Annotated in this window: 23 protein-coding genes; 19 read left to right on the top strand and 4 right to left on the bottom strand. The window is 73.5% G+C overall.

What is annotated here, in order from left to right:
- Positions 1 to 3: 3 nt before the first annotated feature.
- Together VMF70_15100 and VMF70_15095 are read right to left on the bottom strand one after the other, a co-directional pair.
- Positions 4 to 1845 (bottom strand): BatA domain-containing protein, encoded by a 1842-nt coding sequence (locus tag VMF70_15100; protein HTT69350.1) that lies wholly within the window; start codon positions 1843 to 1845, stop codon positions 4 to 6.
- Positions 1845 to 2768, bottom strand: coding sequence for a DUF58 domain-containing protein (locus tag VMF70_15095; GenBank protein HTT69349.1), 924 nt, complete (start codon positions 2766 to 2768; stop codon positions 1845 to 1847). Before VMF70_15095 ends, VMF70_15100 begins: the two co-directional genes overlap by 1 nt.
- Positions 2769 to 2917: 149 nt before the next feature.
- On the opposite strand from VMF70_15095, the gene VMF70_15090 reads away from it, so the two are divergent.
- From VMF70_15090 to VMF70_15020, 15 genes are all read left to right on the top strand, one after another.
- A complete protein-coding gene (locus VMF70_15090; GenBank protein HTT69348.1) occupies positions 2918 to 4399 on the top strand; it encodes a DUF4384 domain-containing protein in 1482 nt (493 codons plus the stop codon).
- Positions 4400 to 4517: 118 nt separating this feature from the next.
- A complete protein-coding gene (locus tag VMF70_15085; protein HTT69347.1) occupies positions 4518 to 6101 on the top strand; it encodes a M28 family peptidase in 1584 nt (527 codons plus the stop codon).
- 101 nt (positions 6102 to 6202) lie between these two features.
- Entirely contained in the window at positions 6203 to 7159 is a 957-nt protein-coding gene (locus tag VMF70_15080; GenBank protein ID HTT69346.1) for a DUF72 domain-containing protein, read from the top strand.
- An 86-nt stretch (positions 7160 to 7245) separates the two neighbouring features.
- A complete protein-coding gene (lepA, locus tag VMF70_15075; GenBank protein ID HTT69345.1) occupies positions 7246 to 9042 on the top strand; it encodes a translation elongation factor 4 in 1797 nt (598 codons plus the stop codon).
- Entirely contained in the window at positions 9039 to 10151 is a 1113-nt protein-coding gene (locus VMF70_15070; protein ID HTT69344.1) for a glycosyltransferase family 9 protein, read from the top strand. The genes lepA and VMF70_15070 overlap by 4 nt, the downstream gene beginning before the upstream one ends.
- Positions 10152 to 10154: 3 nt before the next feature.
- The gene (locus VMF70_15065; GenBank protein ID HTT69343.1) at positions 10155 to 11138 is read left to right on the top strand and encodes an ROK family protein; all 984 of its coding nucleotides are present in this window, start codon (positions 10155 to 10157) and stop codon (positions 11136 to 11138) included.
- Complete coding sequence (locus VMF70_15060) at positions 11123 to 12097, top strand: carbohydrate kinase family protein (protein HTT69342.1); 975 nt, start codon at positions 11123 to 11125, stop codon at positions 12095 to 12097. Before VMF70_15065 ends, VMF70_15060 begins: the two co-directional genes overlap by 16 nt.
- Positions 12094 to 12996 carry an ATP-binding protein gene (locus VMF70_15055; GenBank protein ID HTT69341.1) on the top strand — a complete coding sequence of 301 codons (903 nt, stop codon included), beginning with the start codon at positions 12094 to 12096 and terminating at the stop codon, positions 12994 to 12996. Before VMF70_15060 ends, VMF70_15055 begins: the two co-directional genes overlap by 4 nt.
- Positions 12993 to 13544 carry a hypothetical protein gene (locus VMF70_15050; GenBank protein ID HTT69340.1) on the top strand — a complete coding sequence of 184 codons (552 nt, stop codon included), beginning with the start codon at positions 12993 to 12995 and terminating at the stop codon, positions 13542 to 13544. Before VMF70_15055 ends, VMF70_15050 begins: the two co-directional genes overlap by 4 nt.
- A gap of 5 nt (positions 13545 to 13549) precedes the next feature.
- Positions 13550 to 14707, top strand: a complete 1158-nt coding sequence (locus VMF70_15045; protein HTT69339.1) for an aminotransferase class I/II-fold pyridoxal phosphate-dependent enzyme — start codon at positions 13550 to 13552, stop codon at positions 14705 to 14707.
- A 21-nt stretch (positions 14708 to 14728) separates the two neighbouring features.
- Positions 14729 to 15424 carry a cell division ATP-binding protein FtsE gene (ftsE, locus tag VMF70_15040; protein HTT69338.1) on the top strand — a complete coding sequence of 232 codons (696 nt, stop codon included), beginning with the start codon at positions 14729 to 14731 and terminating at the stop codon, positions 15422 to 15424.
- Positions 15421 to 16278: a permease-like cell division protein FtsX gene (locus VMF70_15035; GenBank protein HTT69337.1), complete on the top strand. Its 858-nt coding sequence runs from the start codon at positions 15421 to 15423 to the stop codon at positions 16276 to 16278. The genes ftsE and VMF70_15035 overlap by 4 nt, the downstream gene beginning before the upstream one ends.
- On the top strand, positions 16278 to 17498 hold the full coding sequence (locus VMF70_15030; protein HTT69336.1) for a peptidoglycan DD-metalloendopeptidase family protein: 1221 nt from the start codon (positions 16278 to 16280) through the stop codon (positions 17496 to 17498). The genes VMF70_15035 and VMF70_15030 overlap by 1 nt, the downstream gene beginning before the upstream one ends.
- On the top strand, positions 17495 to 17725 hold the full coding sequence (locus tag VMF70_15025; protein ID HTT69335.1) for a hypothetical protein: 231 nt from the start codon (positions 17495 to 17497) through the stop codon (positions 17723 to 17725). The genes VMF70_15030 and VMF70_15025 overlap by 4 nt, the downstream gene beginning before the upstream one ends.
- An 86-nt stretch (positions 17726 to 17811) precedes the next feature.
- On the top strand, positions 17812 to 18540 hold the full coding sequence (locus tag VMF70_15020) for a MerR family transcriptional regulator (GenBank protein ID HTT69334.1): 729 nt from the start codon (positions 17812 to 17814) through the stop codon (positions 18538 to 18540).
- A gap of 10 nt (positions 18541 to 18550) precedes the next feature.
- Here the strand turns inward: VMF70_15020 and VMF70_15015 are convergent, their stop codons facing one another.
- A complete protein-coding gene (locus VMF70_15015; protein HTT69333.1) occupies positions 18551 to 19990 on the bottom strand; it encodes a diguanylate cyclase in 1440 nt (479 codons plus the stop codon).
- A 97-nt stretch (positions 19991 to 20087) separates the two neighbouring features.
- Between VMF70_15015 and VMF70_15010 the strand changes: the two genes are divergently transcribed.
- From VMF70_15010 to VMF70_14995, 4 genes are read left to right on the top strand one after another with little or no spacing between them, the layout of a single operon-like run.
- On the top strand, positions 20088 to 20744 hold the full coding sequence (locus VMF70_15010) for a protein-L-isoaspartate(D-aspartate) O-methyltransferase (protein ID HTT69332.1): 657 nt from the start codon (positions 20088 to 20090) through the stop codon (positions 20742 to 20744).
- A gap of 41 nt (positions 20745 to 20785) precedes the next feature.
- On the top strand, positions 20786 to 21478 hold the full coding sequence (locus VMF70_15005; GenBank protein ID HTT69331.1) for a matrixin family metalloprotease: 693 nt from the start codon (positions 20786 to 20788) through the stop codon (positions 21476 to 21478).
- Positions 21475 to 22170 (top strand): ribose 5-phosphate isomerase B, encoded by a 696-nt coding sequence (gene rpiB / locus VMF70_15000; protein ID HTT69330.1) that lies wholly within the window; start codon positions 21475 to 21477, stop codon positions 22168 to 22170. Before VMF70_15005 ends, rpiB begins: the two co-directional genes overlap by 4 nt.
- Positions 22171 to 22177: 7 nt before the next feature.
- Positions 22178 to 24436: an NADP-dependent malic enzyme gene (locus VMF70_14995; GenBank protein ID HTT69329.1), complete on the top strand. Its 2259-nt coding sequence runs from the start codon at positions 22178 to 22180 to the stop codon at positions 24434 to 24436.
- A 12-nt stretch (positions 24437 to 24448) separates the two neighbouring features.
- On the opposite strand, the gene VMF70_14990 is transcribed toward VMF70_14995, so the two are convergent.
- Positions 24449 to 26281 carry a phosphoenolpyruvate carboxykinase (GTP) gene (locus VMF70_14990; protein ID HTT69328.1) on the bottom strand — a complete coding sequence of 611 codons (1833 nt, stop codon included), beginning with the start codon at positions 26279 to 26281 and terminating at the stop codon, positions 24449 to 24451.
- Between the last annotated feature and the right edge of the window lie 289 nt (positions 26282 to 26570).

The following is a 26570-nucleotide window of genomic DNA, read 5'->3' as shown; positions in this document are numbered from 1 at the left end:
CGGCTACGGGCCCCGCTCCAGCGCACCCGAAGCCACCACGGCCTCGAGCCCGAGCACCAGGAGCGCGGCGGCCAGCAGCCAGCCCGTCAGCTCGCTGCGACCCGCACCGCGGAACCGCACCGCGGCGTACGCGCGCGCGCTGGTCGCCACGCTGATTCGCGCGCCCGGAAACAGGTCGGCCAGCTCGCCGCCGGTGGCGCGGCGCAGGTCCGACTCGCGCGGATCCGGCGCCACCACCAGCGCACCGACCGTGTCCGCGCCGGCCAGGAGGAAGTACACCCCCGGGGCCCGCGGCGCGGCGACCGTGCGCTCGGCCCCGAGCCCGCGCACCGCGCCGCTCTCGGCCACGAGGCCCGTGACCGCGTCCGGCAGCACGACCGGGGCACCGGGCGCGGCCTCGAGGATGCCCTCCTCGCCGCGGGTGAAGCGGTTCACCAGATCGCCCACGAACGGCACGAATCCGCCGGTCAGGGGCAGCGACGTCTCCTCCGGCACGAGCCGGCTCCCGACCAGCACGATGCGGCCCGCGCGCACCAGCCACGGGTCGCCGCCCGCCCGGGCGAGCACTCCGCCCGGCTCGGCGCCGGCGGACCCCTCCAGCCGGTAGCGCCGGGTCACGCGGGCCCCGCGGATCTCCGGCACGAGCGGCGCCGCGAGCGTGTCCTCGCGCTCGACGCGCGGCCCGAAGCGCCACGGCACGCCCGCGGCGGCGAGCGCGCGATTGACCTGGCCGAGCTGCACCGGATCGCGCGGAGGCACCACGACCGCGGCCGCACCCGGCGCGGCACCCAGCCGCACCGCGCCCGCGGAGCCCGGGCGCACCTGGCCCGCGCGCACCAGGGCGGCGACGGCCGCCGCGACGAACGGGCCGGCCTCGGCCGTGTCGAGCGACGCGGCGGCCGGCGCCACGATGCGGACGGCGAACGGGCGGCTGTCGTCGGCGCGCAGCTCGTCCGGCTCGAGCGAGACCGCCCCGGCGTCCCAGCCCGCGGCCGGGGCCGTCACCGGCAGCAGCGCGACGTCGCGCGGGGCCACCAGCGCGCGGGCCTCCTCGCGCCCGCGCAGCGTCACGGTCACCGCCACCCGGCCTGCGGGCGGAGCCGGGGCACCCCCGATCGCCGCGGCCACGGTGCCGGCACCCGCCAGCCAGGTCGCGGGGCTCGCCCGGGCGGAGACGACCGCCCGGTTGGCGGGCGGGTCCGCCGCGGGCTCGTACACCAGCAGCGGGAGTCCGGCGGCCGCACTGTCCGACGCCCCGAAGGCGGTCCGCTGCGCATCCGACAGGAGATGGATCTCGCCGTGCGCGTACCCCGAGGCGCGCGCCAGGCGCGCCGCCGTCGCGACGGCGGCCGAGAGGTCGAGACGCACCGGCTCCGGCCGCGACGCCGCGGCCGCCTGGAGCAGCTCCTCCCGCGAGCCGCGCCGCGCGACGCCGTCGGCACCGATCAGCCACAGCGCGTCCGACGGCTGCGCGGCGCGCAGCGTCTCCGTCGCGCGGGCCTCGAGATCGTCGAAGGCCCGCACGCCCCCCGAGACGGCGGCCGACGACAGCGAGTGATCGAGGATCACGACCAGCGCCGTCGGCTCGTGGCCGGCGCCGAAGCGCGCCGGCACCACGGGCCGGCCGGCGGCGAGCGCCACCAGCGCCACCGCCGCCACGCGCAGCAGCAGCAGGAACAGGTGCTGCAGGCGGATGGTGCGCTGCGCCTCCCGTTCGGTCTCGCGCAGGTAGCGCACGGCGGGAAACACCACGTCCGGCGGCCGGTGGCGCGAGAACAGGTGGAGCAGCGGCGGCACGAGGCCGAAGCCGAGCAACACGAGCGCGAGCGGCTGGAGGAAGACCATCAGCCCAGCCGGGCCCTCCTCTCGGCCGCGCGGCGAAGCGCGTAGCCGAACGGCGTGTCCGTGGACACGTGATGGTAGGCGATGCCGCCGCTACGGAGCGCCCGGCGCCACGCCGCCACCACGCCCTGGACGGTGGCGCGGTACGCGCGCCTGAGGTCGCGCGGCGACGCGATCACGCCCTCGCGCGTCTCCGGATCCACGAACCGCGCCCGGGCCGCCGCGTCCAGCTCCATCTCGCCGGGGTCCATCAGGTGGAAGACCAGTACCTGGTGGCCGCGATGCCGCAGGTAGCGCAGCGCCAGCAGCACCAGGTCACGGTCCACCAGCAGGTCGGAGACGAGCACCACGAGGCCGCGGCGCTTGAGCAGGCCCGTCACGCGCGCCAGCGCCGCCTCGGCGGCAGTCCCGCCGCCGGGGGCGAGGTCCGCGAGCGCGCGCACCAGCAGGTGCCACTGTCCCGGCCGCGCGCGCGGCGCGATCGCACAGCGCACCTCGCTGTCGAACCCGATCAGCCCGGTCGCGTCCCGCTGCCGGAGCAGCACGAGCGCCAGCGCCGCCGTCAGCCGGGTGGCGTAGTCGAACTTGCGGAGCCGGCGCTCGGGGTCCCCCGTCCACGCCATCGAGCGCGAGACGTCGAGCACCAGCGTGGCGCGGAGGTTCGTCTCCTCCTCGTACTGCTTCACGTACAGCCGGTCGCGCCGCCCCACGACCTTCCAGTCCAGGTAGCGCAGCTCGTCGCCGGGCTGGTAGGGCCGATGCTCGGCGAACTCGACCGAGAAGCCGCGGTACGGCGAGCGGTGCAGCCCGGCGAGAAAGCCCTCCACGACCCCCTCCGCCACGAGCTCGATGCCGCCGAGAGCGCTCACCTCGTGCGGATCCAGCAGGTCGAGGCGCTCGCGCGTCAGACCGGTTGCGGAGGCCACAGGCTGTCACTAGGACAGGACACGCCCCAAAGGTAGGGCAGCCGCGCGGAATGCGCCAAGTGCTTGACGCTCTGGCAGTTGGCACCAAGCCGGCAGGTGGCACGGTCTATGCCTTTCCGTATGGTCGGACCACGTGTCCGGAGGTCGCCATGTCGAGCCGGGTATGGATCAGCGCGTCGTTCGCGCTCACAGGACTGCTGCTGGCGGGAACGCCCGCCCGCGCCGCCGAGCGCGCGCGGCGGGATCCGCCGGGCGTGCGGATCTGGACCGACCACGGCGAGGTGTACCGGCGCGGTGAGCGGGTGCAGGTGTCCTTCCGCACCGAGCACGACGCCTACGTGACGGTGCTGCGCGTGGACACGGACGGTCGCGTGCGCGTGCTCTTCCCGCGCGATCCCGGCGACCCCAACCTCGCCCGCGGCGGAGAGACGTACACGGTGCCCGGCCTGGACGACCGGTACGCCTTCGCGGTGGACGACGCCCCGGGCGTCGGCTACGTGTTCGCGGTGGCGAGCAACGATCCGTTCGTGTACGACGCGTTCGAGGCCGACGACCAGTGGAGCTTCCAGGAGATCGCCAACCTGAGCGACGGCCGGGTGCACGGCGACCCCTACGCCTCGCTCCAGAGCCTGGTGCAACAGATCATGCCTCCGGGGTACGCGGACTACGACACGCACCTGCTGCCCTACGACGTGGAGCAGCACTACGACTATCCGCGGTTCCTGTGTTACGACTGCCACGCCTACACTCCCTACGCGTACTGGGATCCGTACGACGTGTGGTGCCCGCGGTTTTCGCTCGCGGTGTACTTCAATCCCTTCTACTACTACCCGAGCTACTGGTATCCGACCCGTTACTACCGCGGCGTGAACGTCGTGTACGTGCGCCCGGGCTTCGTGGGCCGGCAGTTCGTCTTCCGCAATCGCGCCGCCGGCGCATCCCCGTACGTCGTCTACCGCGACCGGCGCAACGGCTGGGGCGATTCGCCGGGTGACCGGGGCGTGCGCGGGGTGGACATCGGCGGCGTGGGCAGCGTGCCCTCGCCGGGGGGCCGGCGGACCGTCGGCGGGACGGCGGACCAGGTCCCGGGCGGACGGCGGACGGTGGGTGGCGGAGGCGATCAGGTCTCGGCAGGGCGTCGGGTCGTGACCAAGGAGCCGCCGGGGGCGGCGGGCTCGTTCGCGCCGCGGCAGCCGCTCGCCGCGCCGGACGCGGGCCGGAGATCCGCGCAGGCCATACCGGAGCCCGACACGCATCCGCGCGTGATCGGCCCGTCGCCGGTGCCCCGCGTCGACGTCGCCCCGACCCAGCCCCGGCAGCGCGGCGTGTACATCGACGCCGGAGGTTCTCCGGCAGCCGCGGCCGGGCGCCCGGAAGCGCGCGACAACCCGCGCTACATCCCGCAGGAGGCGCCGCGCTCCGAGTCGCGGGGGACCCCGGGATACGGAGTGCCCGAAGCGCCGCGAGGCGCGTCGTCCGGCGCCCCGCGAGAAGCGCCCCGCGCCGCGCCGGCGTCCGCGCCGCGCGCAGCGCCTCGAGGTGGCGGCTCCATGGAGCCGGCCGCGCGGGCGGCGCCACGCGCCGCTCCGGCACCCAGGTCGGCGCCCGCCCTGGTGCGACGGCGTGGGTGACCGGTGGAGGCGCCGCTCTGGCGCCCCATCGCGCGCAACTTCCGAATGCGCCCGAGCGTACACTACGCCCGGGCGCATTTGGTCGCCCGCCCGCCACACCCGCCACCCGGAACCGCCGATGACCCGTCGCACCGCGCGTCTGCTCGTGGCCGCCGCCCTCGCGGCCGCCGCTCCGCTGCCGCCCCTCGCCGCCCAGTCCCCCGCAGCCCGGGACGCCGCCGGCATCCGGCGGGCCGCCGAGTCCATCACCGCGGCGGACATCCGCCGCCGCATCGGCATCATCGCCGACGACTCGATGCTCGGCCGCGCGACGCCCAGCCCGCAGCTCGAGGAGGTCGCGGCCTGGGTGGCCGGCGAGTTCGCCCGCGCGGGCCTCGCGCCCGCAGGGGACTCCGGCGGCTTCCTCCAGCGCTACGGCATCCGGCGGCTCCGGGTCGATTCCTCCTCCTTCGTCATGGCGATGGGCCACGGCGCGCACGGCCACTGGCTGCTCGGCCGCGAGGCCGCGAAGGTGTTCGGCCGGCCGCCCGCCGCGCCGCTCACGGCCCCGGTCGTGCTGGTGGCGGGGATTCCCGCCGACACGGTCCGCCCGTTCGGCGCCGTGCCGATGGCGGGCACCATCGTCGTCCAGGTGCTCGACACCTCGCGCATCAACAACGGCCTCGTGCCGCTGGTGACGGCCGGCGTGGCCGCGGGCGTGAAGGCCTGGATCTTCGTCTCGAACCGCTCCGCCCGGGAATTCGAGGCGATGGCCCACGGCGCCCTGATGCCGGCGTACGAGGTCGGCGACGAGGTGCGCGGTCCGCTCGACATCTCCCTCTACGAGGTGCGCGACAGCAGCGCGGCGGAGCTGCTGCGCGCCGCCGGCGCGGACCCCGCCGCCCTGCTCGCACCCGGCGCCGCTCCGGCCGTGGTGGCGCTCGCCGGCGTCACCGCGACGGTGGACGTCCGGCGCGCGGTGGAGCGCGACGCCTCCGCGCCCAACGTGATCGGCGTGCTCGAGGGCAGCGATCCCGCCCTCAGGGGCCAATACGTCTTCTTCACCGGGCACATGGACCACATCGGCACCGCGAGCGGGGACGAGGGATGTCGCGCGGCGGGCGCGGACACCATCTGCAACGGCGCCGACGACGACGGCTCCGGCGCCGTGGCCGTGGTGGAGCTCGCGCAGGCCTACGCGCGGCTCGTGCCCCGGCCGCGGCGCTCGCTGGTCTTCATGACGGTGTCCGGCGAGGAGCGCGGCCTGTGGGGCAGCGGCTGGTACGTCGCCCACCCGGCGTTCCCGCTCGCCGCCACCGTGGCCGACCTCAACACCGACATGATCGGCCGCAACCCGAGCGACGGCGTCCTGGCGATCGGCAAGGAGCACTCGTCCCTCGGCCCGCTGGCGGACAGCGTCGCGGCGAGCCACCCGGAGCTGCGGATCCGGGTGCTGGGCGACACCCTGCCCCGCGAGCACCTGTTCTTCCGGTCCGACCACTACAACTTCGCGCGCCGGGGCGTGCCGATCCTGTTCTTCACCACCGGCCTGCACCGCGACTACCACCGGCCGACCGACTCGGTGGACAAGATCGACGCCGAGCAGGAAGCCCGGATCGTGCAGCTCGACTTCTACCTCGGCCTGGCGGTCGCCGACGCGACGGCACGGCCGGAGTGGAATCCGGACAGCTACCGGCGGATCGTCGCGCCTGCGGGGGAGTAGACCCACCCTTCCGCCGGGCGCGGCCGTCCCGGATATTGGCGCTCACGTTCCCCGGCCGCGGAGGCGCCGATGACGGGGCGTCGCTTCCAGCTCGCGTATCTGTGCGCGGCCGCCGCGCCGCGGACCGCGCGCGCCGGCCGTCGGGCCACGCCGTGATCCGCGTCGGTCCCGCCGGCTGGTCGTACCCGGATTCTCCGGGCCACGTGTACCCCGCCGACGTCCCGTCGCGGTTCGACGCGCTGGGCTTCCTCGCCTCCTACTTCGATACCATCGAGGTCAACTCCACCTTCTACCGTCCGCAGCCCGCGCGCACGTTCGCGTCGTGGGTCCGCCGCGCGGCGCACAATCCGCGGTTCCGCTTCACGGTCAAGCTGTGGCAGCGCTTCACCCACGAGCGCGCGGCGGCCTGGGCCGCCGAGGAGCTGCGCGCGGTCACCGAGGGCCTCGAGGTGCTGCGGGCCGAGGACCGTCTCGGGGCGCTGCTCGCCCAGTTCCCGTGGTCGTTCAAGCCCGGGCCCGCGAGCCGCGAGACCCTCGCGCGGCTGGCCGAGGCGTTCCGCGGCTGGCCGCTGGTGGTGGAGGTCCGCCACGGCGGGTGGGCGCACGAGGACCAGCTGCCCCTGTTCCGCGACCTCGGCGTCGGCGTCGCGAACATCGACCAGCCGCTGATCGGCCAGTCGTTCGCGCCGGCCGCGCACGCCACCAGCGCGGTGGGCTACGTCCGCTTCCACGGCCGCAACTACGAGCACTGGTTCGGGGAGCAGGAGGACGCGGCGCAACGCTACGACTATCTCTACTCCGCCAAGGAGCTGGGGCCCTGGGTGGAGCGCATCCGTACGCTGGCCGCGAACGAGGCCGTGGCCGACGTCTACGTCATCACCAACAACCACTTCGAGGGCAAGGGACCGGCCAACGCGCTGATGCTGCGCGCGCTGCTCGACCGCGGCCGGGTGAAGGCGCCGCCGGTGCTGTTCGCCACCTACCGCGAGGCGCTCGAGCCCTACGCCGAGCCCGGCGAGGCGCCGGCGGGCGATGCGGAGGAGCCCAGCCTGTTCTGAGCGCTGTTCTCTCGAGCCTCGGGACCACTCGCAACTCGGCGTCTCGCAACTATTCCGCCCCCTGAGCGCTATCTTTCTGCCCTCTCATGGACGCCGCCCGGATCCGCAACTTCTGCATCGTGGCCCACATCGACCACGGCAAGTCCACGCTCGCCGACCGCCTCATCGAGGCGACCGGCACCCTGAGCCGCCGGGAGATGCGGGACCAGGTCCTCGACACCATGGACCTCGAGCGCGAGCGCGGCATCACCATCAAGCTGAACGCCGTGCGGATGGCGTACGCGGCGAAGGACGGCCGGCAGTACGAGCTGAACCTCATCGACACGCCCGGGCACGTGGACTTCACCTACGAGGTCTCCCGCTCGCTCGCCGCGTGCGAGGGCGCGATCCTGGTCGTCGACGCCGCGCAGGGCGTGCAGGCCCAGACGGTCTCCAACCTGTTCCTCGCGCTCGAGGCCGGCCTCGAGATCATTCCCGTCCTCAACAAGATCGACCTGCCGTCGGCGGAGCCGGACAAGCGCAAGGCCGAGCTGCACGAGCTCATCGGCGCCGACCCGGACGAGATCCTGCTGGTCTCGGCCAAGGAAGGCCGCGGGGTCCCGGAGCTGCTCGAGGCGGTGGTCGGGCGGGTCCCGGCGCCCAAGGGCGACCCGGCGGCGCGGCTTCGGGCGCTGATCTTCGACTCGTACTACGACCGCTACCGCGGGGCCATTCCCTCCATCCGCGTGGTGGACGGCACCGTCCGGAAGGGCATGCACATCGCGATGGGCTCGCACGACGGCGTGTACGAGGTCGCGGAGGTGGGCACCCTGCAGCTCGGGCTCCATCCGGCCGACGAGCTGTCGGCCGGCGAGGTGGGCTACCTGGTGGCCAACTTCCGCGACGTGAAGGACACCCGGGCGGGCGACACGATCCTCGACGCGGACCGCCGCGCCCCGCAACTGCTGCCCGGCTACCGCGACGTGAAGTCCATGGTGTTCGCCGGCCTGTACCCGACCCAGCCGGAGGCGTACGAGGACCTGCGCGACGCGCTGGCCAAGCTGCAGCTCAACGACGCCTCCCTCCATTACGAGCCGGAGACGTCGGTGGCGCTGGGCTTCGGCTTCCGCTCCGGGTTCCTCGGGCTGCTGCACATGGAGATCGTGCAGGAGCGTCTGGAGCGGGAGTTCGGCCTCGACCTGGTGACCACGGTGCCGAACGTGGAGTACGACGTGTGGCTCACCAGCGGCGAGAAGGTGGTGGTCGAGAATCCCAGCAAGATGCCCACCGGCTCGCAGGTGGACCGCATCGAGGAGCCCTACGTGAAGGCCCGCATCATCTCGCCCGCCGAGTACATCGGCGCCCTGATGAAGCTCGGCCAGGAGCGGCGCGGCGCCTACCTCGGCATGAAGTACCTCGACCCGGTGCGGGTGGAGTTCGAGTGGGAGTTCCCGCTGGCCGAGATCATCCTCGACTTCTACGACAAGCTGAAGACCCTGTCGCGCGGCTACGCCTCGCTCGACTACGAGTTCGCCGAGTACCGCGCGAGCGATCTGGTGAAGCTCGACATGCTGATCAACGGCGACCCGGTGGACGCGTTCAGCGTCATCATCCACCGCGACAAGGCGTTCGACTGGGGCAAGAAGCTCGCCGGCAAGCTGCGCGAGCTGATCCCGCGGCAGCTGTTCGAGGTCGTGATCCAGGCGGCGATCGGGTCCAAGATCATCGCGCGCGAGACGGTGCGCCCGCTCAGGAAGAACGTGCTGGCCAAGTGCTACGGCGGCGACGTCACCCGCAAGCGCAAGCTGCTCGAGAAGCAGAAGGCGGGGAAGAAGCGGATGAAGCAGGTGGGCGCGGTGGAGATCCCGCAGGAGGCGTTCCTCGCCGTGCTGAAGGTCGAGTGAGCGCCACGCCGGGCCGCGCCGGCGGCACGGTGCGCACCCCGGCCGAGGCGGAGGCGGTCGCCGCGCGGCCCAGCGGGGCCCGCGCGACGGGGCGCGGCCTGGTGATCCAGACGGCGTTCTTCGGCGACGTGGTGCTCACCACGCCGCTGATCCGCCGCGCCGCGGAGCGCCACGGCGCCCTGGTGGACGTGGTGGTGCTGCCGGGCGCGGTGCCCGTGCTGCGCAACCATCCCAGCATCCGGGACCGCATCCCCTACGACAAGCACGGCCGGGACGCCGGGGTGGGCGGGTTCGTGCGGATGGTGCGCCTGCTCCGGCGCCGGCACTACGCGGCCGCCTACCTCGCGCAGTCCAGCGTCCGCTCCGCGGCCCTGGCCTTCGCCGCCGGCATCCCCCGGCGCATCGGCTTCCGCGAGGCGCCGGGCGCGTTCCTGCACACCCACTCCGTCGCGCCGCGCGGCGAGCCGCACCAGGTCGAGCGCCTGCTGGCGCTGGCCGACGGGGCGCCCGAGCGCCGCGAGCCGGAGATCTTCCCGGGCCCCGAGGAGCGGGCGGCGGTGGACGCGCTGCTGGCCGAGGCCGGCATCCACAGCGAGTTCGTGGTCCTCGCGCCCGGCTCCCAGTGGGGCTCCAAGCGCTGGCCGTTCTTCCCGGAGCTGGCCCGCGCCCTGGCGCCGGAGATCCCGCTCGCCCTGGTGGGCGGGCCGGGCGACCGCGCCGATGCGCGGCAGATCCGCACCGCCCTGGGCTCCGCGACGCCGGTGGCCGACGGCATCGGCCGGCTCTCGCTCCTCGCGGCGGGCGAGCTGATCCGCCGCGCCCGGGCGCTGGTGTCGAACGACTCGGCGCCCGTGCACCTCGCCTCGGCGGCGGGCACGGCCACGGTCGAGATCTACGGACCCACCGCGCCGCTGTTCGGCTTCGCCGCGCGCGCGCCGTGGTCGCGCATCGTCGAGCCCGAGCCGCTGGAGTGCCGGCCCTGCCACCACCACGGGCCGCCCGCCTGCCCGCTCGGCCACCACCGCTGCATGCGCGAGATCCCCATCAGCCGCGTGCTGGCCGAGGTGCGGACCCTGCTCCAGATTGTCCCCAAACGCTACGGAGTCTGAGCGATGCGGTACCTGGTCGGCGTGGACATCGGCGGGACGAACATCGTCGTGGGCACCGTGGCCGAAGACGGCTCCGCGGTCCTCGGCGTCGGCTCGGCGCCGACGCTGCCCGAGGAGGGCCCCCAGGCGGTGGTGGGACGCATCGCGCGGCTGGTGCAGGGCTCCATCGCCGAGGCGCAGAAGGCCGCCGGCATTCCGCGGGACGGCATCGTGGGCGTGGGGATCGGCTCGCCCGGGCCGCTCGACCGGGAGCGGGGCCTGGTGCTGCTCACGCCGAACCTCGGGTGGCGCGACCTCCCGCTCCGGGACCTGGTGAGCGAGGCCACCGGCCTGCCGGCGTCGCTCGACAACGACGCCAACTGCGCCATCTACGGCGAGTGGTGGGCGGGCGCGGCCCGCGGCTCGAAATACGTCGTGGGACTGACCATCGGCACCGGGATCGGCGGCGGGATCGTGATCGACGGCAAGCTGTACTACGGCACCTCGGGCGTGGCGGGCGAGGTCGGCCACACCACCATCGACTCCACGGGCCGGCGCTGCAAGTGCGGCAACTATGGCTGCCTCGAGGCTTATGCGTCGGGGCCGGCGATCGCCGCGCGCGCCGTCGAGGGGCTCGAGATCGGCGCCGAGAGCGACCTGCCGGCCCGGGTGGGCGGCGACCTGGCGCGGATCACCGCGCAGACCGTGTACGAGGCGGCCAAGGCCGGCGACGAGTACGCGCTCGAGATCGTGCGCGACACCGCCAAGTTCCTCGGCGCCGGCGTCGGCAACCTCGTCAACATCTTCAACCCGGACACGGTGGTGATCGTGGGCGGCGTGACGATGGCGGGCGACCAGCTGTTCGTGCCGCTGCGAGGCGAAGTGAAGCGCCGGGCCTTCAAGCCCGCTGTGGACCGCTGCCGGATCGTCCCGGGCGAGCTGCCCGGCACCGCGGGCGTGGTCGGGGCCGTCGCCGGCTTCAAGCACGACGTGTGGGGCGACGTCTGAAGAAGCTCGGCGTCGTGGGCACGATGATCTGGGACACGATCATCGGCCGCGATCCCGCCGCGGCGCCCTTCGAGGAGTGGGGCGGCATCAGCTACGCCCTCGCGGCGCTCGACGCGTCGCTACCCGCGGGCTGGCAGGTCGTCCCCGTCGTGAAGGTGGGTCGCGACCTGGCCGAGCATGCGGACGCGTTCCTGCGGACCCTGCCGTCGGCGCGCGGCACGCGGTTCGTGGTGGTGCCCGAGACCAATCCGCGGGTGCGGCTGAACTACCAGGACCGCCAGCGGCGCTGCGAGGGCCTCCGGGGCGGCGTGCCGCCGTGGGCCTGGGCCGAGCTGGGCCCGATGGTCCTCGACCTCGATGCGCTGTACGTCAACTTCATCACCGGCTTCGAGTGCGACCTCGCCACCGCGCAGGCGCTGCGCCAGGCCTACCGGCGCCCGCTGTACGGCGACCTGCACAGTCTGGCGCTCGGCATCCGCGCGAACGGCATCCGCCACCTGCGGCCCATCGAGGAGCCGCTGGCCTGGCTGTCCTGCTTCGACGTGGTGCAGGTGAACGAGGACGAGATGCTGCAGCTCGGCGACGCGCCGTTGGAGCTGGCCGCGCGCGCGGTCGCGCGCGGCGTGCAGGCGGTGTGCGTGACCCTGGGCGAGCGCGGCGCCGCCTACGTCGCCGCGCCGGGGTTCGACGGCTTCGGCTCCGCGTCCGCGGCGGGGGACACGGGGCAGGTCGCCCGGACCGCGCGGATCGACGCCGAGGGCGAGCCGGTCGCGGGCGACCCCACCGGCTGCGGCGACGTGTTCGGCTCGACCCTGTTCGCCCGGCTGCTGGCCGGCGACGCGCTCGAGCCCGCCGTCCGGGCGGCCAACCGGCTCGCGCGGCGCAACGTCAGCTACCGCGGCGCCACCGGTCTGCAGCACCACCTGCGCGGCGCCCTCGCGCCCTCGCGGTCCGCGTGACCGCCGTCGTCGAGGTCCCGCAGTCGTTCGACGACCGCTCGTTCGAGCAGTTCGCGGCCGGCCTCGCCGCGCTCGAGGGCGCGGGCCGGGTGCTGGTGGACGCGCACGCCACCGAGTGGGCGTCGCCGTTCGGCCTGGTGGGCCTGCTGTGCGCCGGCCGCGCGCTGCTGAAGCGGCTGGGCACGAAGCCGCTCCTCACGGTGCCCGCGGACGGCGAGGTGGCCCACTACTGGGCCCACACCGGCTTCTTCGCGCAGGCCGAATCCCTGTTCGAGATCCACGGCGCGGTCCCCCGCAGCCGGCAGACGCCGGAGCGCGCGGTGCTGCTGGAGATCACGCCGGTCGAGGTCGCGGGCGACGTGCACCGGGTGGTGGACCGCATCCAGAGCCACTCGGCGGCGATCCTCGACGCCGCCACCGGCCTCGACGCCAAGGCGACGATCGGATTCGGTATGGCGCTTTCGGAGGCTTGTCAAAATATTGTGGAGCACGCCGGCACCGGCGGCTGGGTCGCGGTGCACGCCTACACGTGGAGGCGGCGGCTCGGCCGGCGCGTGGTGGTCATCGCGGTCGGGGACGCCGGCGTCGGATTCCGACATACGCTCGAGGCCACGCAGGCCAAGCGCTACGGCGACCGGTGGAGCGACGCCACGGCGCTCGAGGCGGCGCTGATCCACGGGATCAGCAAGTATCGCGATCCGGGCCGGGGGCAGGGTTTGCGCGGGATCCGGATGTGGGCGGAGCGCTGGAAGGGCAAGCTCAGCATCCGCAGCGGCACGGGACGCATCGTGCGGGTCCCGGACTGGGACGAGGACGTGCCGCTCGCGGGCGGACTGGCGCCGTTCCCCGGGGCGCAGCTGCAGCTGGTGGTCCCTGGAACGGTGCGGGAGGAACGGTGATCGCGGAAATCGACGTGCGGGCCGTGCTCTCCCGCAGCAGGTGCGAGTTTCACAGCGACCTGGTGACCCGCGCGACCGGTCGGGCGGTGCGCAGCGGCATCGAGGCGCACCTGCAGGAGCACCCGGACGTCACGGTCGTCGTCCTCGACTTCTCCGAGGTGCGCGTGCTCGACTGCTCGTGCGCCGACGAGGTCGTGGCCCAGTTGCTGATGCGCACGGCCGGCGGCCGCGCCCGCGGCACCTATTTCCTGGTCCGCGGCCTCGCCGAGGCGCACGCCGACCAGCTCGACGACGTGCTGCGACGCCACGGCCTCGCCCTGGTGGGCGAGGAGCGCGGCGGCGGCACGCGGCTGCTGGGATGGGTCACCGACCTGATGCGCGCGGCCTGGGAGCAGGTGGTGCGCAGCGGCTCCGCCCGTCCGGAGGAACTGGCGGCCGAGCTGGCGTGGCCGGTGGACGAGATGCACCGCGCGCTGGACCAGCTGGCCGAGCGCCGCCTCGTCATCCTCTCGCCCGACCAGCACTACCTTCCCCTGACCGCCGCCTGACGCCGATGCCGCGCCGCCCACCGGGCCGGTCCACCGTCGCCATCCACGGGAACCCGGCCACGCGCACCGCGCCCGATCCCGTCGCGCCGCCCATCTACCAGTCGGCCACCTTCCTGCGGCCGGTGGGCTCGACCGACGAGACGCTGTACACCCGCTACGGCAACAACCCCAACCAGCTCCGCCTGGCGGAGCGCCTCGCCGGGCTCGAGGGCGCGGAGGCCGCCATCTTCGTCGCCAGCGGGATGGGGGCGACGGCGCTGGCGCACCTGGCCGTGCTGAGCCCGGGCGACCACCTCCTCTCCAGCGACTGGATCTACGGCGGCACCCGCCGGCTGTTCCGCGAGGAGTTCACCCGCTTCGGGATCGACGTGTCGTTCGTCAACCCCGACCGGCGGCGCGAGTGGCGCAGCAAGCTCCGCAAGAATACGCGGGCGATCTTCGTCGAGACGCCGACCAATCCGCTGATGCGCGTCCTCGACGTCGAGTGGCTGGCGACCCTCGCCGAGACGGAGGGCATCGCGCTGCTGGTGGACTCGACCTTCGCGACGCCGATCAACTACCGGCCGCTCGAGCACGGCGCGGACGTGGTGATCCACAGCGCCACCAAGTACCTCAACGGGCACTCCGACGTCATCGCGGGGGCGGTGGCCGGCGCGGCCACGCTCGTCGACGAGGTGCGCGAGCGGATGAAGCTGTGGGGCCAGGCCATCGATCCGCACGCGGCGTGGCTCGTCGAGCGCGGGCTCAAGACCCTCGCGGTGCGGATGGAGCGGCACAACCGCACCGGCCTGGCGATCGCCTCCTGGCTGGAGGAGCACCCCAAGGTCCGGCGCGTGCACTACCCCGGGCTCGACTCGCACCCCGACCACGAGCTGGCCGCGCGGGTGCTGGACGGGTTCAGCGGGATGGTCGGCGTCGAGCTGGCGGGCGGCGCCCGGGCGGCCGACCGCTGCCTGCGCGCCCTGCGCCTGGTGGCCCACGCCCCGAGCCTGGGCGGCGTGGAATCGCTGGTCTCGGAGCCGCGGTTCACCTCGCACGCCGCGCTCACGGCCGACGAGCGCGCCGCGGCCGGCATCCCCGACGGCTTCCTCCGGCTCTCGCTCGGTCTCGAGGACCCCGACGACCTGATGGACGACCTCGCCCGAGGACTCGCCGCGGCCTAGCCCCCGCCGTAGATTGCGGCCGTGATCAAGTTCAGCCACGTCACGAAGGCGTACGCCAAGGGCGCCGCGCTCGCCGACGTGTCGTTCCACGTCCCCAAGGGCCAGTTCTGCTTCCTCACCGGGCACAGCGGCGCCGGCAAGACCACGGCGCTCAAGCTCATCTACCTCGCCGAGCCGCCCACGTCCGGCGAGGTGCGGGTGTCGGGCTTCGCCTCCTCCCGCATCAGCGCGCGCGACGTCCCGCGGCTGCGGCGCCGGCTGGGCATCGTGTTCCAGGACTTCCGGCTGCTCGAGGACCGCACCGCCGAGGAGAACGTGGCCTTCGCGCTCGAGGTGACCGGGGCGCGCCGCTCCGCCATCGGCCCGCGGGTGATGCGGGTGCTCACCCAGGTGGGCCTGGTGGCGAAAGCCCACCAGTACCCGCGCGAGCTCTCCGGCGGCGAGCAGCAGCGCGTGGCCATCGCCCGCGCGCTGGTGAACGACCCGGTGGTGCTCCTGGCCGACGAGCCGACCGGCAACCTCGACGAGCGGGCGACCCGCGGCATCTTCCAGCTGCTCCGGGACATCAACGCCGCGGGCACCGCGGTGCTGATGGCCACCCACGACCTCGACCTGGTGAAGAGCTTCGACGGGGCGCACCTCGTCGAGCTGCAGCACGGCAGCGTCGCGTACGACTCCGCCGAGGACGCCGGCGACGTGGAGCCGGCCGCGCCGTGAACCTCGTCGTCCGCGAGACCCTGCTCGCCTTCCGGCGCGCGCCGCTGCTGTCGGCGCTGTCGGTCACCACGATCGCCTTCTCGCTGTTCGTGTTCGGCCTGTTCGGGCTGGTGACGGTGAACGTGCAGCGGGTCATGGGCAGCGTGGCCGAGCGCGTGGAGGTGGTGGCGTACGTGCGCCGCGGCACGCCCATCGAAGCCGTCACCGTCGCGGCGGCCGACATCCAGGCCTTCCCCGAAGTCGAGAGCGTCACCCACGTGACCGAGGAAGTCGCGCTCGCGCGCGCGCGCCGCGAGCTGCCGGAATTCCGCGACATCTTCCAGGACCTCGAGGCCAACCCCCTGCCGGCTTCGCTCGAGGTCCGCCTCAAGCCGGAGTTCCGCGACGCGCGCCACGCGACCCTGGTGGCCGAGCGGCTGCGCGCCTTCGACTTCGTGGACGACGTCCGCTACGGCAGCGACTGGGTGGCCAAGCTGGACCATCTCAGGAACATCGCCGGCGCGGTCGGCGTGGTGGTGGGCCTGGCGTTCGCGCTGGTGGCCGTCATCATCATCGGCACCACCATCCGGATGGCGGTGCTGCACCGGGGCCACGAGATCGCGATCATGCGGCTGGTGGGCGCGACCGACGGGTTCATCCGCCGCCCCTTCCTGCTCGACGGGCTGATCAAGGGCCTGATGGGCGGCGCGCTGGCCCTGGTGCTGTGCTACGGCGCCTACGCCCTCGTCGACGCGTATCTGCTGCGGGCCGACTTCTTCACCGCGCCGGAGTCGCTCGCGGGCATCGCCGCCGGCGGGCTGCTCGGGCTGGCGGGCAGCCTGGTCAGCATCGGCCGTCACCTCCGCAGCGTCTGATGGCGGGCCGCGCGGGCGCGTCCCCGGCGCTCGTGGCCGCGGCGCTCGCGGCGCTGATGGCAGGACGGCTGGCCGCGCAGCAGCCCGCCCCGGCCGACACGGCGCTGGAGAACAGCCAGCAGCGGCTGGTCGAGATCCGGCGCGAGCGCCAGCGGCTCCAGGGCGAGATGGAGCGCCTGCGCGGCCAGGTGCACTCGCTCTCCAGCGAAGTCCAGAACCTCCGCGAGCAGGTGCGCACCACCGGCCGCATCGTCTCCGAGCTCGATCTGCAGATCGCGGCGATGGGCTCCCAGATCGGGCGCAAGACCGCGGACCTGCTCATCGCGCAGGACGCGCTCGCCGAGAAGCGCGCGATCCTGCACCACCGCCTCATCGAGATCGCCAAGCGGGGCCCGCTGTACGAGGCCCAGGTGCTGCTCGCCGCCGAGTCGTTCGGCGACCTGGCCTCCCGCTACAAGTACCTGTACCTCATCAGCCGCCAGGACCGGCAGCTGGTGGCCGACGTCGAGGCGCTCCGCGACAGCGCCGCCAGCGGCCGCAACGTGCTGCTCAACCTGCAGGGCGCGCTCTCGCGCCGCCGCGACGAGCGGGCGGAGGAGAACCAGCGCTACCGGCAGCTGGAGCAGCAGAGCCAGCGCAGCCTGCGCCAGTCGCAGCAGGACTCGGTGCGCACGCGTCAGCAGCTGGCCCAGCTCGCCAAGGACGAGGCGCGGCTGAACGACATCATCGCCGGCTTCGAGCGGCGGCGGCTGGAGGCCGCGAACCGCGGCGCGCCCGCCGCGCCGTCCCGCCTGCGGACCGCCGACTTCGGGCAGCTCGACTGGCCGGTCACGGGGGACATCATCTACCGCTTCGGGCGCCAGTCGCTGCCGAACGGCACCACCATCCGCAGGGACGGCATCGGCATCGCCGTGCCCCCCGGGACGCCGGTGCACGCCATCGCCGATGGAATCGTGCGCAGCACGCGCTCGCTCGGCACCTACGGTCCCTCGATCGTGGTCGAGCACGGCGGCGGCTTCTACAGCGTGTACCTGTACCTGAGCGAGATCGACGTGAAGGACGGCCAGGCCGTGACCCGCGGCCAGGTCATCGGCCGCTCGGGGGGTGAGAACTCCGACGAGCGCGCCCACATCGAGTTCCAGATCCGCGGCGAGGCCGCCGGCCAGAGCGGGCAGGCCAAGGCCCTCGACCCCGTCAACTGGCTGCGGCGCCGCCGATGACCGCCCCGGACCGCCTGGCCAAGCTGTGCGAGACCTGCGGGAGATTCCGGCTCTACGCACCGGACGACGGCTACTGCCTCGTGTGCGGGTACCAGAGCCTGGTGGCCGAGTGCGGCTGCGGCCGCAGCTTCGACTATGCGCTCACCGAGCCTCCCGGCGGCGGCCTCCACTGCCCCAGGTGCGGCCGCGACTTCCGCGGCAGCCGGGACCGGCTCGGCCTCGAGTAGCCGGCTCCCGCCGCGCCCGCCGCGGCTTCGCCGCTTCCCGCGCCGGTCGTGTTGCCGCTCACCAGGGCGGACCCTATCTTCGCCCCGTGTCCGAGGAACCGCTCCTTTCGCTGCGCCAGGTGGCCGAGTTGCTCGGCCGTCCCGTCTCCACCGTCCGCTACTACCGCGACGCCTTCCTCGATCACGTACCGGTCGTCGGGATGGGCCGCCGCCGCCGCTACCCCCCGCCCGCCGTCGCGGTGCTGCGGACGATCGCGCAGGGGTTCGCGGCCGGCGAGTCGCGCGAGCACATCCTGAACGGGCTCGACGGCGGCGGCGATCACGGCGCCGCCTGGCGCGACGCGGGGCGGCACGGCGGCCACGGCCAGAGCGAGGTGACCGGGGTCGAGCTGCTGGCGGCCATCGCGGACGGCCGGCGGGAGCAGCGTGAGGCCCTGCTGCAGATGGCGGGAGAGATCGTGCGCCTCACCGGCGTGCTCGAGGGACACGAGCGGATGCTGACCGCGCTCGCCGCCAGCACGGGCACGCCGGCCGAGCCGCCGGCGCTGGCGGGCGGCGTGCAGCCCCTCGCCGCGCTCGGCCGGGGCAGCGCGGCGGCGGAGCCCGCGGCGGCGGCCGGCGGCGGACTCCCCGCGGCGGAGATGGAGCACCTGCGCGCCGAGCTGGAGGCCGAGCGGCAGCTGGTGGAGCGGCTGCGCGAAGCCAAGGTCAAGCTGGAGCACCGGGTGGTCGATGCCGAGTCGGAGCTGGAGGAACGGCGGCGGCGCCGCGCTTCGGTGCTGGAGCGGATCCTGGGGCCGGCCGAGCGGGGCTGACCGCCCTTCTTCAGCCCCCGGGGGAGGCGGCGATGGCGATCCGGTCGTCGCTGGAGGTCTTGGCCCGCGCCAGGGCGGCCTCGGCCAGCGCGAACAGGTCCTCCGGCCGCAGGGCCTCGGGGTGAGGGAAAGACACGATGCCAGCCGAGAAGCCGGGACGCTCGCCTCCCATGTCGGGGAAGCTGTGCTTCGCGACCGCCGCGCCGAGCCGCTGAACGAAGTTGCGCGCGCCCCGCGCGTCCGTCTCCGGCAGCACGAGCGCGAACTCGTCTCCCCCGTACCGCGCCACGAAGTCCGGCGAGCGCAGCTCGCGCTGCAGCAGCTGGCCGATGTCGGCGAGGATCCGGTCCCCCGCCTGCGCGCCGAGCCGCTCGTTGAGCGTGCGGAACTTGTCCACGTCCAGCACCACGAAGCAGAACCGCAGCCGGTAGCGCCGCGCCCGCTCGTACTCGTCGCGCAGCCGGCGGTCGAGTCCGTCCAGGCTCGCGCACCCCGTCAGCACGTCGAGCGCGCCCGCATTGAGCTGGCGCCGGAACACCGCGGCGCGCCGCTCCTCGTTCTCCAGCACCTTGGACGCGGCCTTGGCGATGGTGTCGGCGAGCGCGATGTCGCGGCTGGTGAGCTCCGGGTCCCCCTCGCGGGTCCGCAGGAAGAACACGCCCGCGGGCGTCCCCTGCACGAAGACGGGAAGGGCGACGGCGGAGCGGATGTTGGTCTCCACCGCCTGCGCGTCCCACTTGTCACGGATGGTCGCGAACAGCGGGTGCTCCTTCACGTCCTCGATCACGACCGGCCGCTCGGTGCGCAGCGCTTCCTGGATCTCGGGGTAGTGCGTCAGCTCGACCCGCATGTCGCGGACCGACGGGTTCTCGTACACGGCGACCACGCGGCCGTGGTCGGCGCCGGGCGAGGTGATCACGAACGAGCAGTGCGACAGCGACAGCGCCTGCCCCACCCGCCGCACCAGGGTCTGGAAGATCTCCTCCGCCCGCAGCGCGGCGGACACCTCCTGGAAGATGTCGAACAGCAGCTCGCGCGCGCGGAGGGTCACCCGGAGCTCGCGCAGCTCCTCGCGGCGGGCCAGGAGCCGTTCCAGCCGGGCCCGCAGCTCGGCGCCGCTCACCGGGGCGGCCACGGCGTCGTCGGCCCCGGCGAACAGGAGGTCCGCCAGGCCGTCGGCGCCGGCGGCGAGCGCCACCAGGGGGAGGTCGGACCACTGCTGCACCGACTCGCGCAGCTGCTTGACCTGCGCCAGCTGCGCGGCCGCGGTCGCGCCGACGCACAGCAGCACCGCGTCCGGCGAGGACGCCTCGGCGGCCGTGGCGAGGTCGGCCCCGGCCGGCAGCTCCTCGGCGCGGAAGCCGGCGTCTTCCAGCGCGGCCACCAGGCCGGTGGGCCGCGCGGCGGCTTCGCCCGCGACCAGCACGTGGGTTCGGACGATCTCGGTCATCGATCCTCGGGTGCGGCGCTCGGGGCGCCCGTCCGGCGCGAACCTACCGTTCGCGCGGGCGCGCCGCAAGCGATCCGGCGCCGCCGCGGAGGCCTCCGTGCGCTGTGACGCGGGCCGCGCCGAGCGACGGCGCATGGTCGCGGCGCAGATCAGCGCGCGCGGCGTGCACCACGTCCGCACCCTCGCGGCGCTCGCCACGATCCCGCGCCACTGCTTCCTTCCCACGACCCTCGCCGACGCCGCCTACGACGACGTGCCGCTGCCGGTGGGCCACGGCCAGACCATTTCGCAGCCGTACATGGTCGCGCTGATGACGGCGGTGCTCGCGCCGCGCCGAACGGACCGCATCCTGGAGATCGGCACGGGGTCCGGCTACCAGACCGCGATCCTCGCGCACCTCGTGCGCCGCGTGTACACCGTCGAGCGCCTCGACGAGCTGGCGGCCGGAGCCCGGCGCCGGCTCGCCGCGCTCGGGCTCGGCAACGTGGACTACCGCATCGGCGACGGCTCGCTCGGCTGGCCCGAGGCGGCACCCTTCGACGCCATCCTGGTCACCGCCGCCGCCCCCGCCATCCCCCGGCCCCTGGTGGAGCAGCTGGCGCCCGGCGGCCGGATCGCCGTCCCGGTCGGCGACCTTGCGCTCCAGGAGCTGGTGGTCGGCACGCTGGGACCGCAGGGGCTCGTGACCCGCGACGCCGGTGGCTGCCGCTTCGTGCCGCTCATCGGCCGACACGCCTTCCGGGACGGCTTCTGAATCGCGGTTGCGCCCGCCGGGGACCGGTGGTTTCGTACGGTATGATCTCCCTTCGGGGCCACCGCGCGACCGTGCTCGCGTGCCTCGCCGGCGGCGCCGCCGTGGCGCTGGCCTTCGCCTGTCACGAGACCGGAGGGCCCGCGGCGTGCTTCGAGCCCAACGCGACCGCGTACGCTTATTTCCTCAACGGCGACACCAACCTCGTCTTCCACTGGCCGGCCTCCTACATGCCGGTGCGCGTGTACGCCGAGCCGACGGGCAGCCTCCCCGCCAACGTGCAGACGGCGATGGCGCTGTGGACCGGCGCGTTCCGCTGCCACGAGCTGTCGTTGACGGCCACCACCGACTCCACGCACGCCGACGTCATCTTCCGCAACCCGCTGTCGGCGCCGGAGGCGCCGCCGGCGGCGCGCGTCATGCACGTGGACTCCATCGGCTCGTGCCACGGCCTCACGCAGTTCTTCACGGACTCGGACACCGTCGCACTGGTGGGCCCGATGCGCTCGTACGTGGTGGCCTACCCCGGCGTGGACAGCGCCTCCGCGGCCGCGTGCTTCCGCATCGCGACCACCCACGAACTGGGGCACGCCCTCGGCCTGCTGGCCGAGAGTCCCGACGGCGGCGACATCATGTACAGCACCCCGAGCCGCTCGACGCTGAGCGAGGACGACCGCTTCACGATTCAGCTCCTGTATCACGCCACGTCGAAGCTCGCGCCCCCGCCCCGCCAGTGAGCGGCCGCCGCGTCGTCACCGAGGCCGAGGTCCGCGCCGCGGCGAGGACGGGCGGGGGGCTCGACGTGCCGGCCGGCGCCATCGTGACGCCCGCCGCGCAGGATCTCGCCCGCACGCTCGGCGTGTCGCTCGGCGTGCCGGTCGCGAGCGCGGACACGGCGCCGAGCGTCGCCGCACCGCCGCCGGCCGGTGCCGGGGAGCGGACGCCTGCCCGCGCCGTGGTCGCCATCGGAGCCGACCACGGCGGCTTTCCCCTCAAGGAGCAGCTGAAGGGCGCGGTGGCGGAGCTGGGCTACGAGGTGCTCGACCTCGGGACTCACGACACCCAGGCGGTCGATTACCCCGATTTCGCGGTCGCGGTGGCCCGGGCGGTGGCCGACGGTCGGGCGTGGCGCGGAATCATGATCGACGGCGCCGGGATTGGCAGTGCCATGGCCGCCAACAAGGTGGCCGGCGTGCGGGCGGCCCTGTGCTACGACCTCACCACCGCCCAGAACGCCCGCGAGCACAACGACGCCAACCTGCTCACGCTGGGCGGGACGCTCATCGGCACGCGGCTTGCTGTGGATATCGTTCGCGCCTTCCTGGCCACCCTGTTCGGCGGAGGGCGTCACGCCAAGCGCGTGGACAAGATCAACTCTCTCGATTCCGCCCGCGACCAGCCCTCCACGAGGGACGGCCGCGGCGGCTGAGGTCGCCATGGCCGTTCGACGCCAGGAAGCGCTCGACTACCACTCGCAGGGCCGCCCCGGCAAGATCCAGATCGCGCTCACCAAGCCGTGCAAGACGCAGCTCGATCTTTCCCTCGCCTACACGCCGGGCGTCGCCGAGCCGTGCCTCGACATCGAGAAGGATCCCGACCTCGCGTACAAGTACACCGCGCGCGGCAACCTGGTGGCCGTGGTGTCGAACGGCACGGCGGTCCTGGGACTGGGCAACATCGGCCCGCTGGCGGGCAAGCCCGTGATGGAAGGCAAGGGCGTCCTGTTCAAGGCGTTCGCGGACATCGACGTGTTCGACCTCGACATCAACGCGCCCAGCCCCGCGGAGGTGATCGCCTTCTGCAAGATGCTCGAGCCCACGGTGGGCGGCATCAACCTCGAGGACATCAAGGCGCCCGACTGCTTCGAGGTCGAGGAGCAGCTGATCGAGGCGCTCGACATCCCGGTGTTCCACGACGACCAGCACGGCACGGCGATCATCTCGGGCGCCGCGCTGGTCAACGCCGTGGGGCTGACCGGCAAGAAGCTCGCGGACATCAGGGTCGTCTTCAGCGGCGCGGGCGCGTCGGCCATCGCCACGGCCAACCACTACATCCGGCTGGGCGTGACGCGCGAGCACATCACCATCGTGGACACCAAGGGCGTGGTGCACGCGGGCCGCACCGACCTCAACAAGTACAAGCAGGCGTTCGCCCACAAGACCGAGGCCCGCAACCTCAAGGACGCCCTGGTCGGCGCGGACGTGCTGGTCGGGCTCTCGGTGGCGGGCGCGGTGACGCCCGACATGCTGAAGGGCATGGCGAAGCAGCCCGTGATCTTCGCGCTGGCCAACCCCACGCCGGAGATCATGCCCGAGGACGCGCGGGCCGCGCGGCCCGACGCGATCATCGCGACCGGCCGGTCCGACTACCCCAACCAGGTCAACAACGTGCTCGGCTTCCCGTTCATCTTCCGCGGCGCGCTGGACGTGCACGCGAAGAAGATCAACGAGGAGATGAAGATGGCGGCGACGCACGCGCTGGCCGACCTCGCCAAGCAGGACGTGCCCGACGCCGTGCGCACGGCCTACGGCGTGGACCGCATCCACTTCGGCGTGGACTACCTGATTCCCAAGCCGCTCGACCCGCGGGTCCTGCTGTGGGAGGCCCCGGCCGTGGCCGAGGCCGCGATGAAGACCGGCGTTGCGCGCAAGACCATCGACCTCAAGGCGTACCGCGAGGAGCTGGAGGCGCGGCTCGGCTATGCGCGCGCCCTGATGCGCGGCCTCACGGCCCGCGCCGCCGCCCGGCCCCAGCGCATCGTGTTCCCCGAGGGCTGGGACCCGCGGATCCTGCGCGCCGCCCGTGCCCTGGTGGACGAGAAGATCGCCAAGCCCGTGGTGCTCGGCGATCCGGAGCAGATCGCGCGCGTGGCCAAGGACGCGGAGATCGCGCTCGACGGGATCCCGGTCGTGGACCCTCGCACCGCCAAGGCGCGCGAGAGCTACGCCCAGGCGCTGTGGACCAAGCGCCAGCGGAAGGGCATGACGCTCGGCGCGGCGCGCCGGCTGACGGAGCACCCGCACTACTTCTCGTCGATGATGGTGGCCGAGGGCGACGCCGACGCGATGGTGGGCGGGATCGAGCAGTTCTACCCCGACAAGCTGCACGCCCCGCTGCAGGCCATCGGCGTGGACCCGCAGGCGAAGGCGCTGGCGGGCATCTTCATGATGGTGGCGGAGAAGAACGTGTACTTCGTGGCCGACACCACCGTGAACGTGGACCCGGACGCGCAGACCCTGGCGCACATCGCCTCGGAGACCGCGCGGCTCGTCAAGCGCCTCGGCGTCACCCCCCGGGTGGCGTTCCTCTCGTTCTCCAATTTCGGCGGGGCGCGCTTCCCGGCCACGGAGAAGGTGGCGGAGGCGGTGCGACTGCTGCACGAGAGCGAGCCGGAGCTCGAGGCCGACGGCGAGATGATGGCCGAGACGGCGCTGGAGGAGAAGATCCTCAAGGGCAACTACCCGTTCAGCCGCCTCACCGGACCGGCCAACGTGCTGATCTTCCCCGGCCTCAACGCGGGCAACATCGGCTACCAGCTGCTGAAGTCGGTCGCGAAGGCGGACGCCATCGGCCCCATCCTGGTCGGGATGAACAAGCCGGTGCACATCCTGCAGCGGGACATCCAGGCGCAGGACGTCATCAACATGGCGGTCATCGCGGCCGTGGACGCGCAGGGACGCGCGCCCCGGGACTGAGCGGGCCCGCCTTCACTCCGCCCGCCACGTGTCCGGCTGGCTGGCGACGCGCCCGGCCAGCCGCGCGACCTCCAGGCGGAGCGCCACCGGGAGCCGGTCGCCCAGCTTGGGGAACCAGCGCCGCACCGAGTCCACCTCGCGCTGCGCTTCCTCCTTGCGGACGTCGGTGATCTTGGCGTAGGCGGCGCGGTCGAAGTCGAGCCCCTTCCAGTCGAGGTCCCGGTAGCGCGGCATCTGCCCGAACGGGCCCTCGGCGGCGCGGGCCCGGCCGTGGACCCGGTCCACGATCCACTTCAGCACCCGCATGTTCTGGCCGTAGCCGGGCCAGGCGAACTTCTTCTCCTCGTCGCGGCGGAACCAGTTCACCCGGTAGATGCGCGGCAGCTTGAGACCGGCGCGCTCGCCCATCGCCAGCCAGTGGCCCCAGTAGTCGGCCATGTGGTAGCCGACGAACGGCAACATCGCGAACGGGTCGCGGCGGACCCCCGCCAGGCCGTGCGCGGCCGCGGTCGCCTCCGAGCCCATCGTGGCGGCCAGGAACACGCCGTGCGTCCAGTCGAAGGCCTCGCACACCAGCGGGAACGTGGTCGAGAGCCGGCCCCCGAACAGGAAGGCGCTGATCGGGACCCCGGCGGGGTCTTCCCACGCGGGATCGTACGACGGGCACTGCGTGATGGGCGCGGTGAAGCGCGAGTTGGGATGGGCGGCGGGCTCCTTCGAGTCGGGCGTCCAGTTCCTGCCCTTCCAGTCGATCGCGTGCGCCGGCGCCGGCCCCATCCCCTCCCACCACACGTCGCCGTCGTCGGTCAGCGCCACGTTGGTGAAGATGCAGTTCTCCCGCAGCGTGTCCATCGCGTTCGGGTTGGTCTCGCGGTTGGTGCCGGGCGCGACGCCGAAGAACCCCGCCTCCGGGTTGATCGCGCGCAGCGTGCCGTCGGCCGCGGGCTTGATCCACGCGATGTCGTCGCCGACCGTGCTCGCCTTCCAGCCCTCGAACCCCTTCGGCGGCACGATCATCGCGAGGTTGGTCTTGCCGCAGGCGCTCGGGAACGCGCCCGCCACGTAGGTGCGCTCGCCGGCCGGCGAGGTGAGACCGAGGATGAGCATGTGCTCGGCGAGCCATCCCTCGTCGCGCGCCATCACGGACGCGATCCGGAGCGCGAGGCACTTCTTGCCGAGCAGCGCGTTGCCGCCGTAGCCCGAGCCGTACGACCAGATCTCGCGCTCGTCGGGGAAGTGCACGATGTACTTGCGCGCGATGTCGCCCTCGCACGGCCACGGCACGTCCGCCTGCCCCGGGGCGAGCGGCGCGCCCACCGAGTGCATGCAGGGGACGAAAGAGCCGTCGCCCAGGGCGTCGAGCACCTTCTGGCCCATGCGCGTCATGATCTTCATGTGGACCGTGACGTAGGCCGAATCCGTGATCTGCACGCCGACGTGGGCGATGGGGGACCCGATCGGGCCCATCGAGAACGGGATGACGTACATCGTGCGGCCGCGCATGCAGCCCGCGAACAGGCCGCGCAACGTGGCGCGCATCTTCGCCGGGTCCTCCCAGTTGTTGGTCGGACCGGCGTCGTCCTTCGTCTTCGCGCAGATGAACGTCCGCTCCTCGACCCGGGCCACGTCGCTCGGGTGGGAGCGGGCCAGGAAGGAGTTCGGGCGCCTGGCGGGATTCAGGCGCACGAACGTGCCCGACCGCACCAGGCCCTCGCACAGCTCCTGGTACTCCTCCTCGGATCCGTCGCACCAGTGGACGTCGGCCGGCCGGCACAGCGCCTCCGCCGCGTCCACCCAGGCGAGCAGCTTGCGGTTCGTCGTGCACGAGGTCACCCGACTGGCCACCACGTCCTCCTTCGACCGGAACGCGCCGGCATCGGAGCGCAGGCGTTGTCTGGAGAATCCGGAAGCGGGTGCTTCGTAGCCGCAGATTCCGTGCTCGCGGCCCGGAGTGCGGCCTGGGAGGCCGCCGCGACGCTTCGCCCGCAGGCTCCATAGAGTCGCCGCACGGGCGCCCGCGTGTCAACCGGCGCCGATTCCGCACCCCGGGCGAGACTGGCCCGGCCCCTCGCCGCGGTGCACATTCCCCGGTGTAACGTCCGCGCGCGCATCGGCTTGGACGCGTCCGGGCGGC

The sequence above is a fragment of the Gemmatimonadales bacterium genome (genome assembly GCA_035502185.1).
Classification (GTDB): Bacteria; Gemmatimonadota; Gemmatimonadetes; order Gemmatimonadales; family JACORV01; genus Fen-1245.
The sequence above is the reverse complement of the archived record's forward strand: the minus strand, read 5'-3'. Positions and strand labels throughout refer to the sequence as shown.

Excerpts from the sequence above, each read along its gene's own strand:
- VMF70_15030 (HTT69336.1), top strand. The coding sequence starts at position 16,278 with ATGGCGGGCCGCGCGGGCGCGTCCCCGGCGCTCGTGGCCGCGGCGCTC.
- VMF70_15045 (HTT69339.1), top strand. The coding sequence starts at position 13,550 with ATGCCGCGCCGCCCACCGGGCCGGTCCACCGTCGCCATCCACGGGAAC.
- VMF70_15100 (HTT69350.1), bottom strand. The coding sequence starts at position 1,845 with ATGGTCTTCCTCCAGCCGCTCGCGCTCGTGTTGCTCGGCTTCGGCCTC.
- VMF70_15015 (HTT69333.1), bottom strand. The coding sequence starts at position 19,990 with ATGACCGAGATCGTCCGAACCCACGTGCTGGTCGCGGGCGAAGCCGCC.
- VMF70_15085 (HTT69347.1), top strand. The coding sequence starts at position 4,518 with ATGACCCGTCGCACCGCGCGTCTGCTCGTGGCCGCCGCCCTCGCGGCC.
- VMF70_15025 (HTT69335.1), top strand. The coding sequence starts at position 17,495 with ATGACCGCCCCGGACCGCCTGGCCAAGCTGTGCGAGACCTGCGGGAGA.
- VMF70_15005 (HTT69331.1), top strand. The coding sequence starts at position 20,786 with ATGATCTCCCTTCGGGGCCACCGCGCGACCGTGCTCGCGTGCCTCGCC.
- lepA (HTT69345.1), top strand. The coding sequence starts at position 7,246 with ATGGACGCCGCCCGGATCCGCAACTTCTGCATCGTGGCCCACATCGAC.
- VMF70_15090 (HTT69348.1), top strand. The coding sequence starts at position 2,918 with ATGTCGAGCCGGGTATGGATCAGCGCGTCGTTCGCGCTCACAGGACTG.
- VMF70_15065 (HTT69343.1), top strand. The coding sequence starts at position 10,155 with ATGCGGTACCTGGTCGGCGTGGACATCGGCGGGACGAACATCGTCGTG.
- VMF70_14995 (HTT69329.1), top strand. The coding sequence starts at position 22,178 with ATGGCCGTTCGACGCCAGGAAGCGCTCGACTACCACTCGCAGGGCCGC.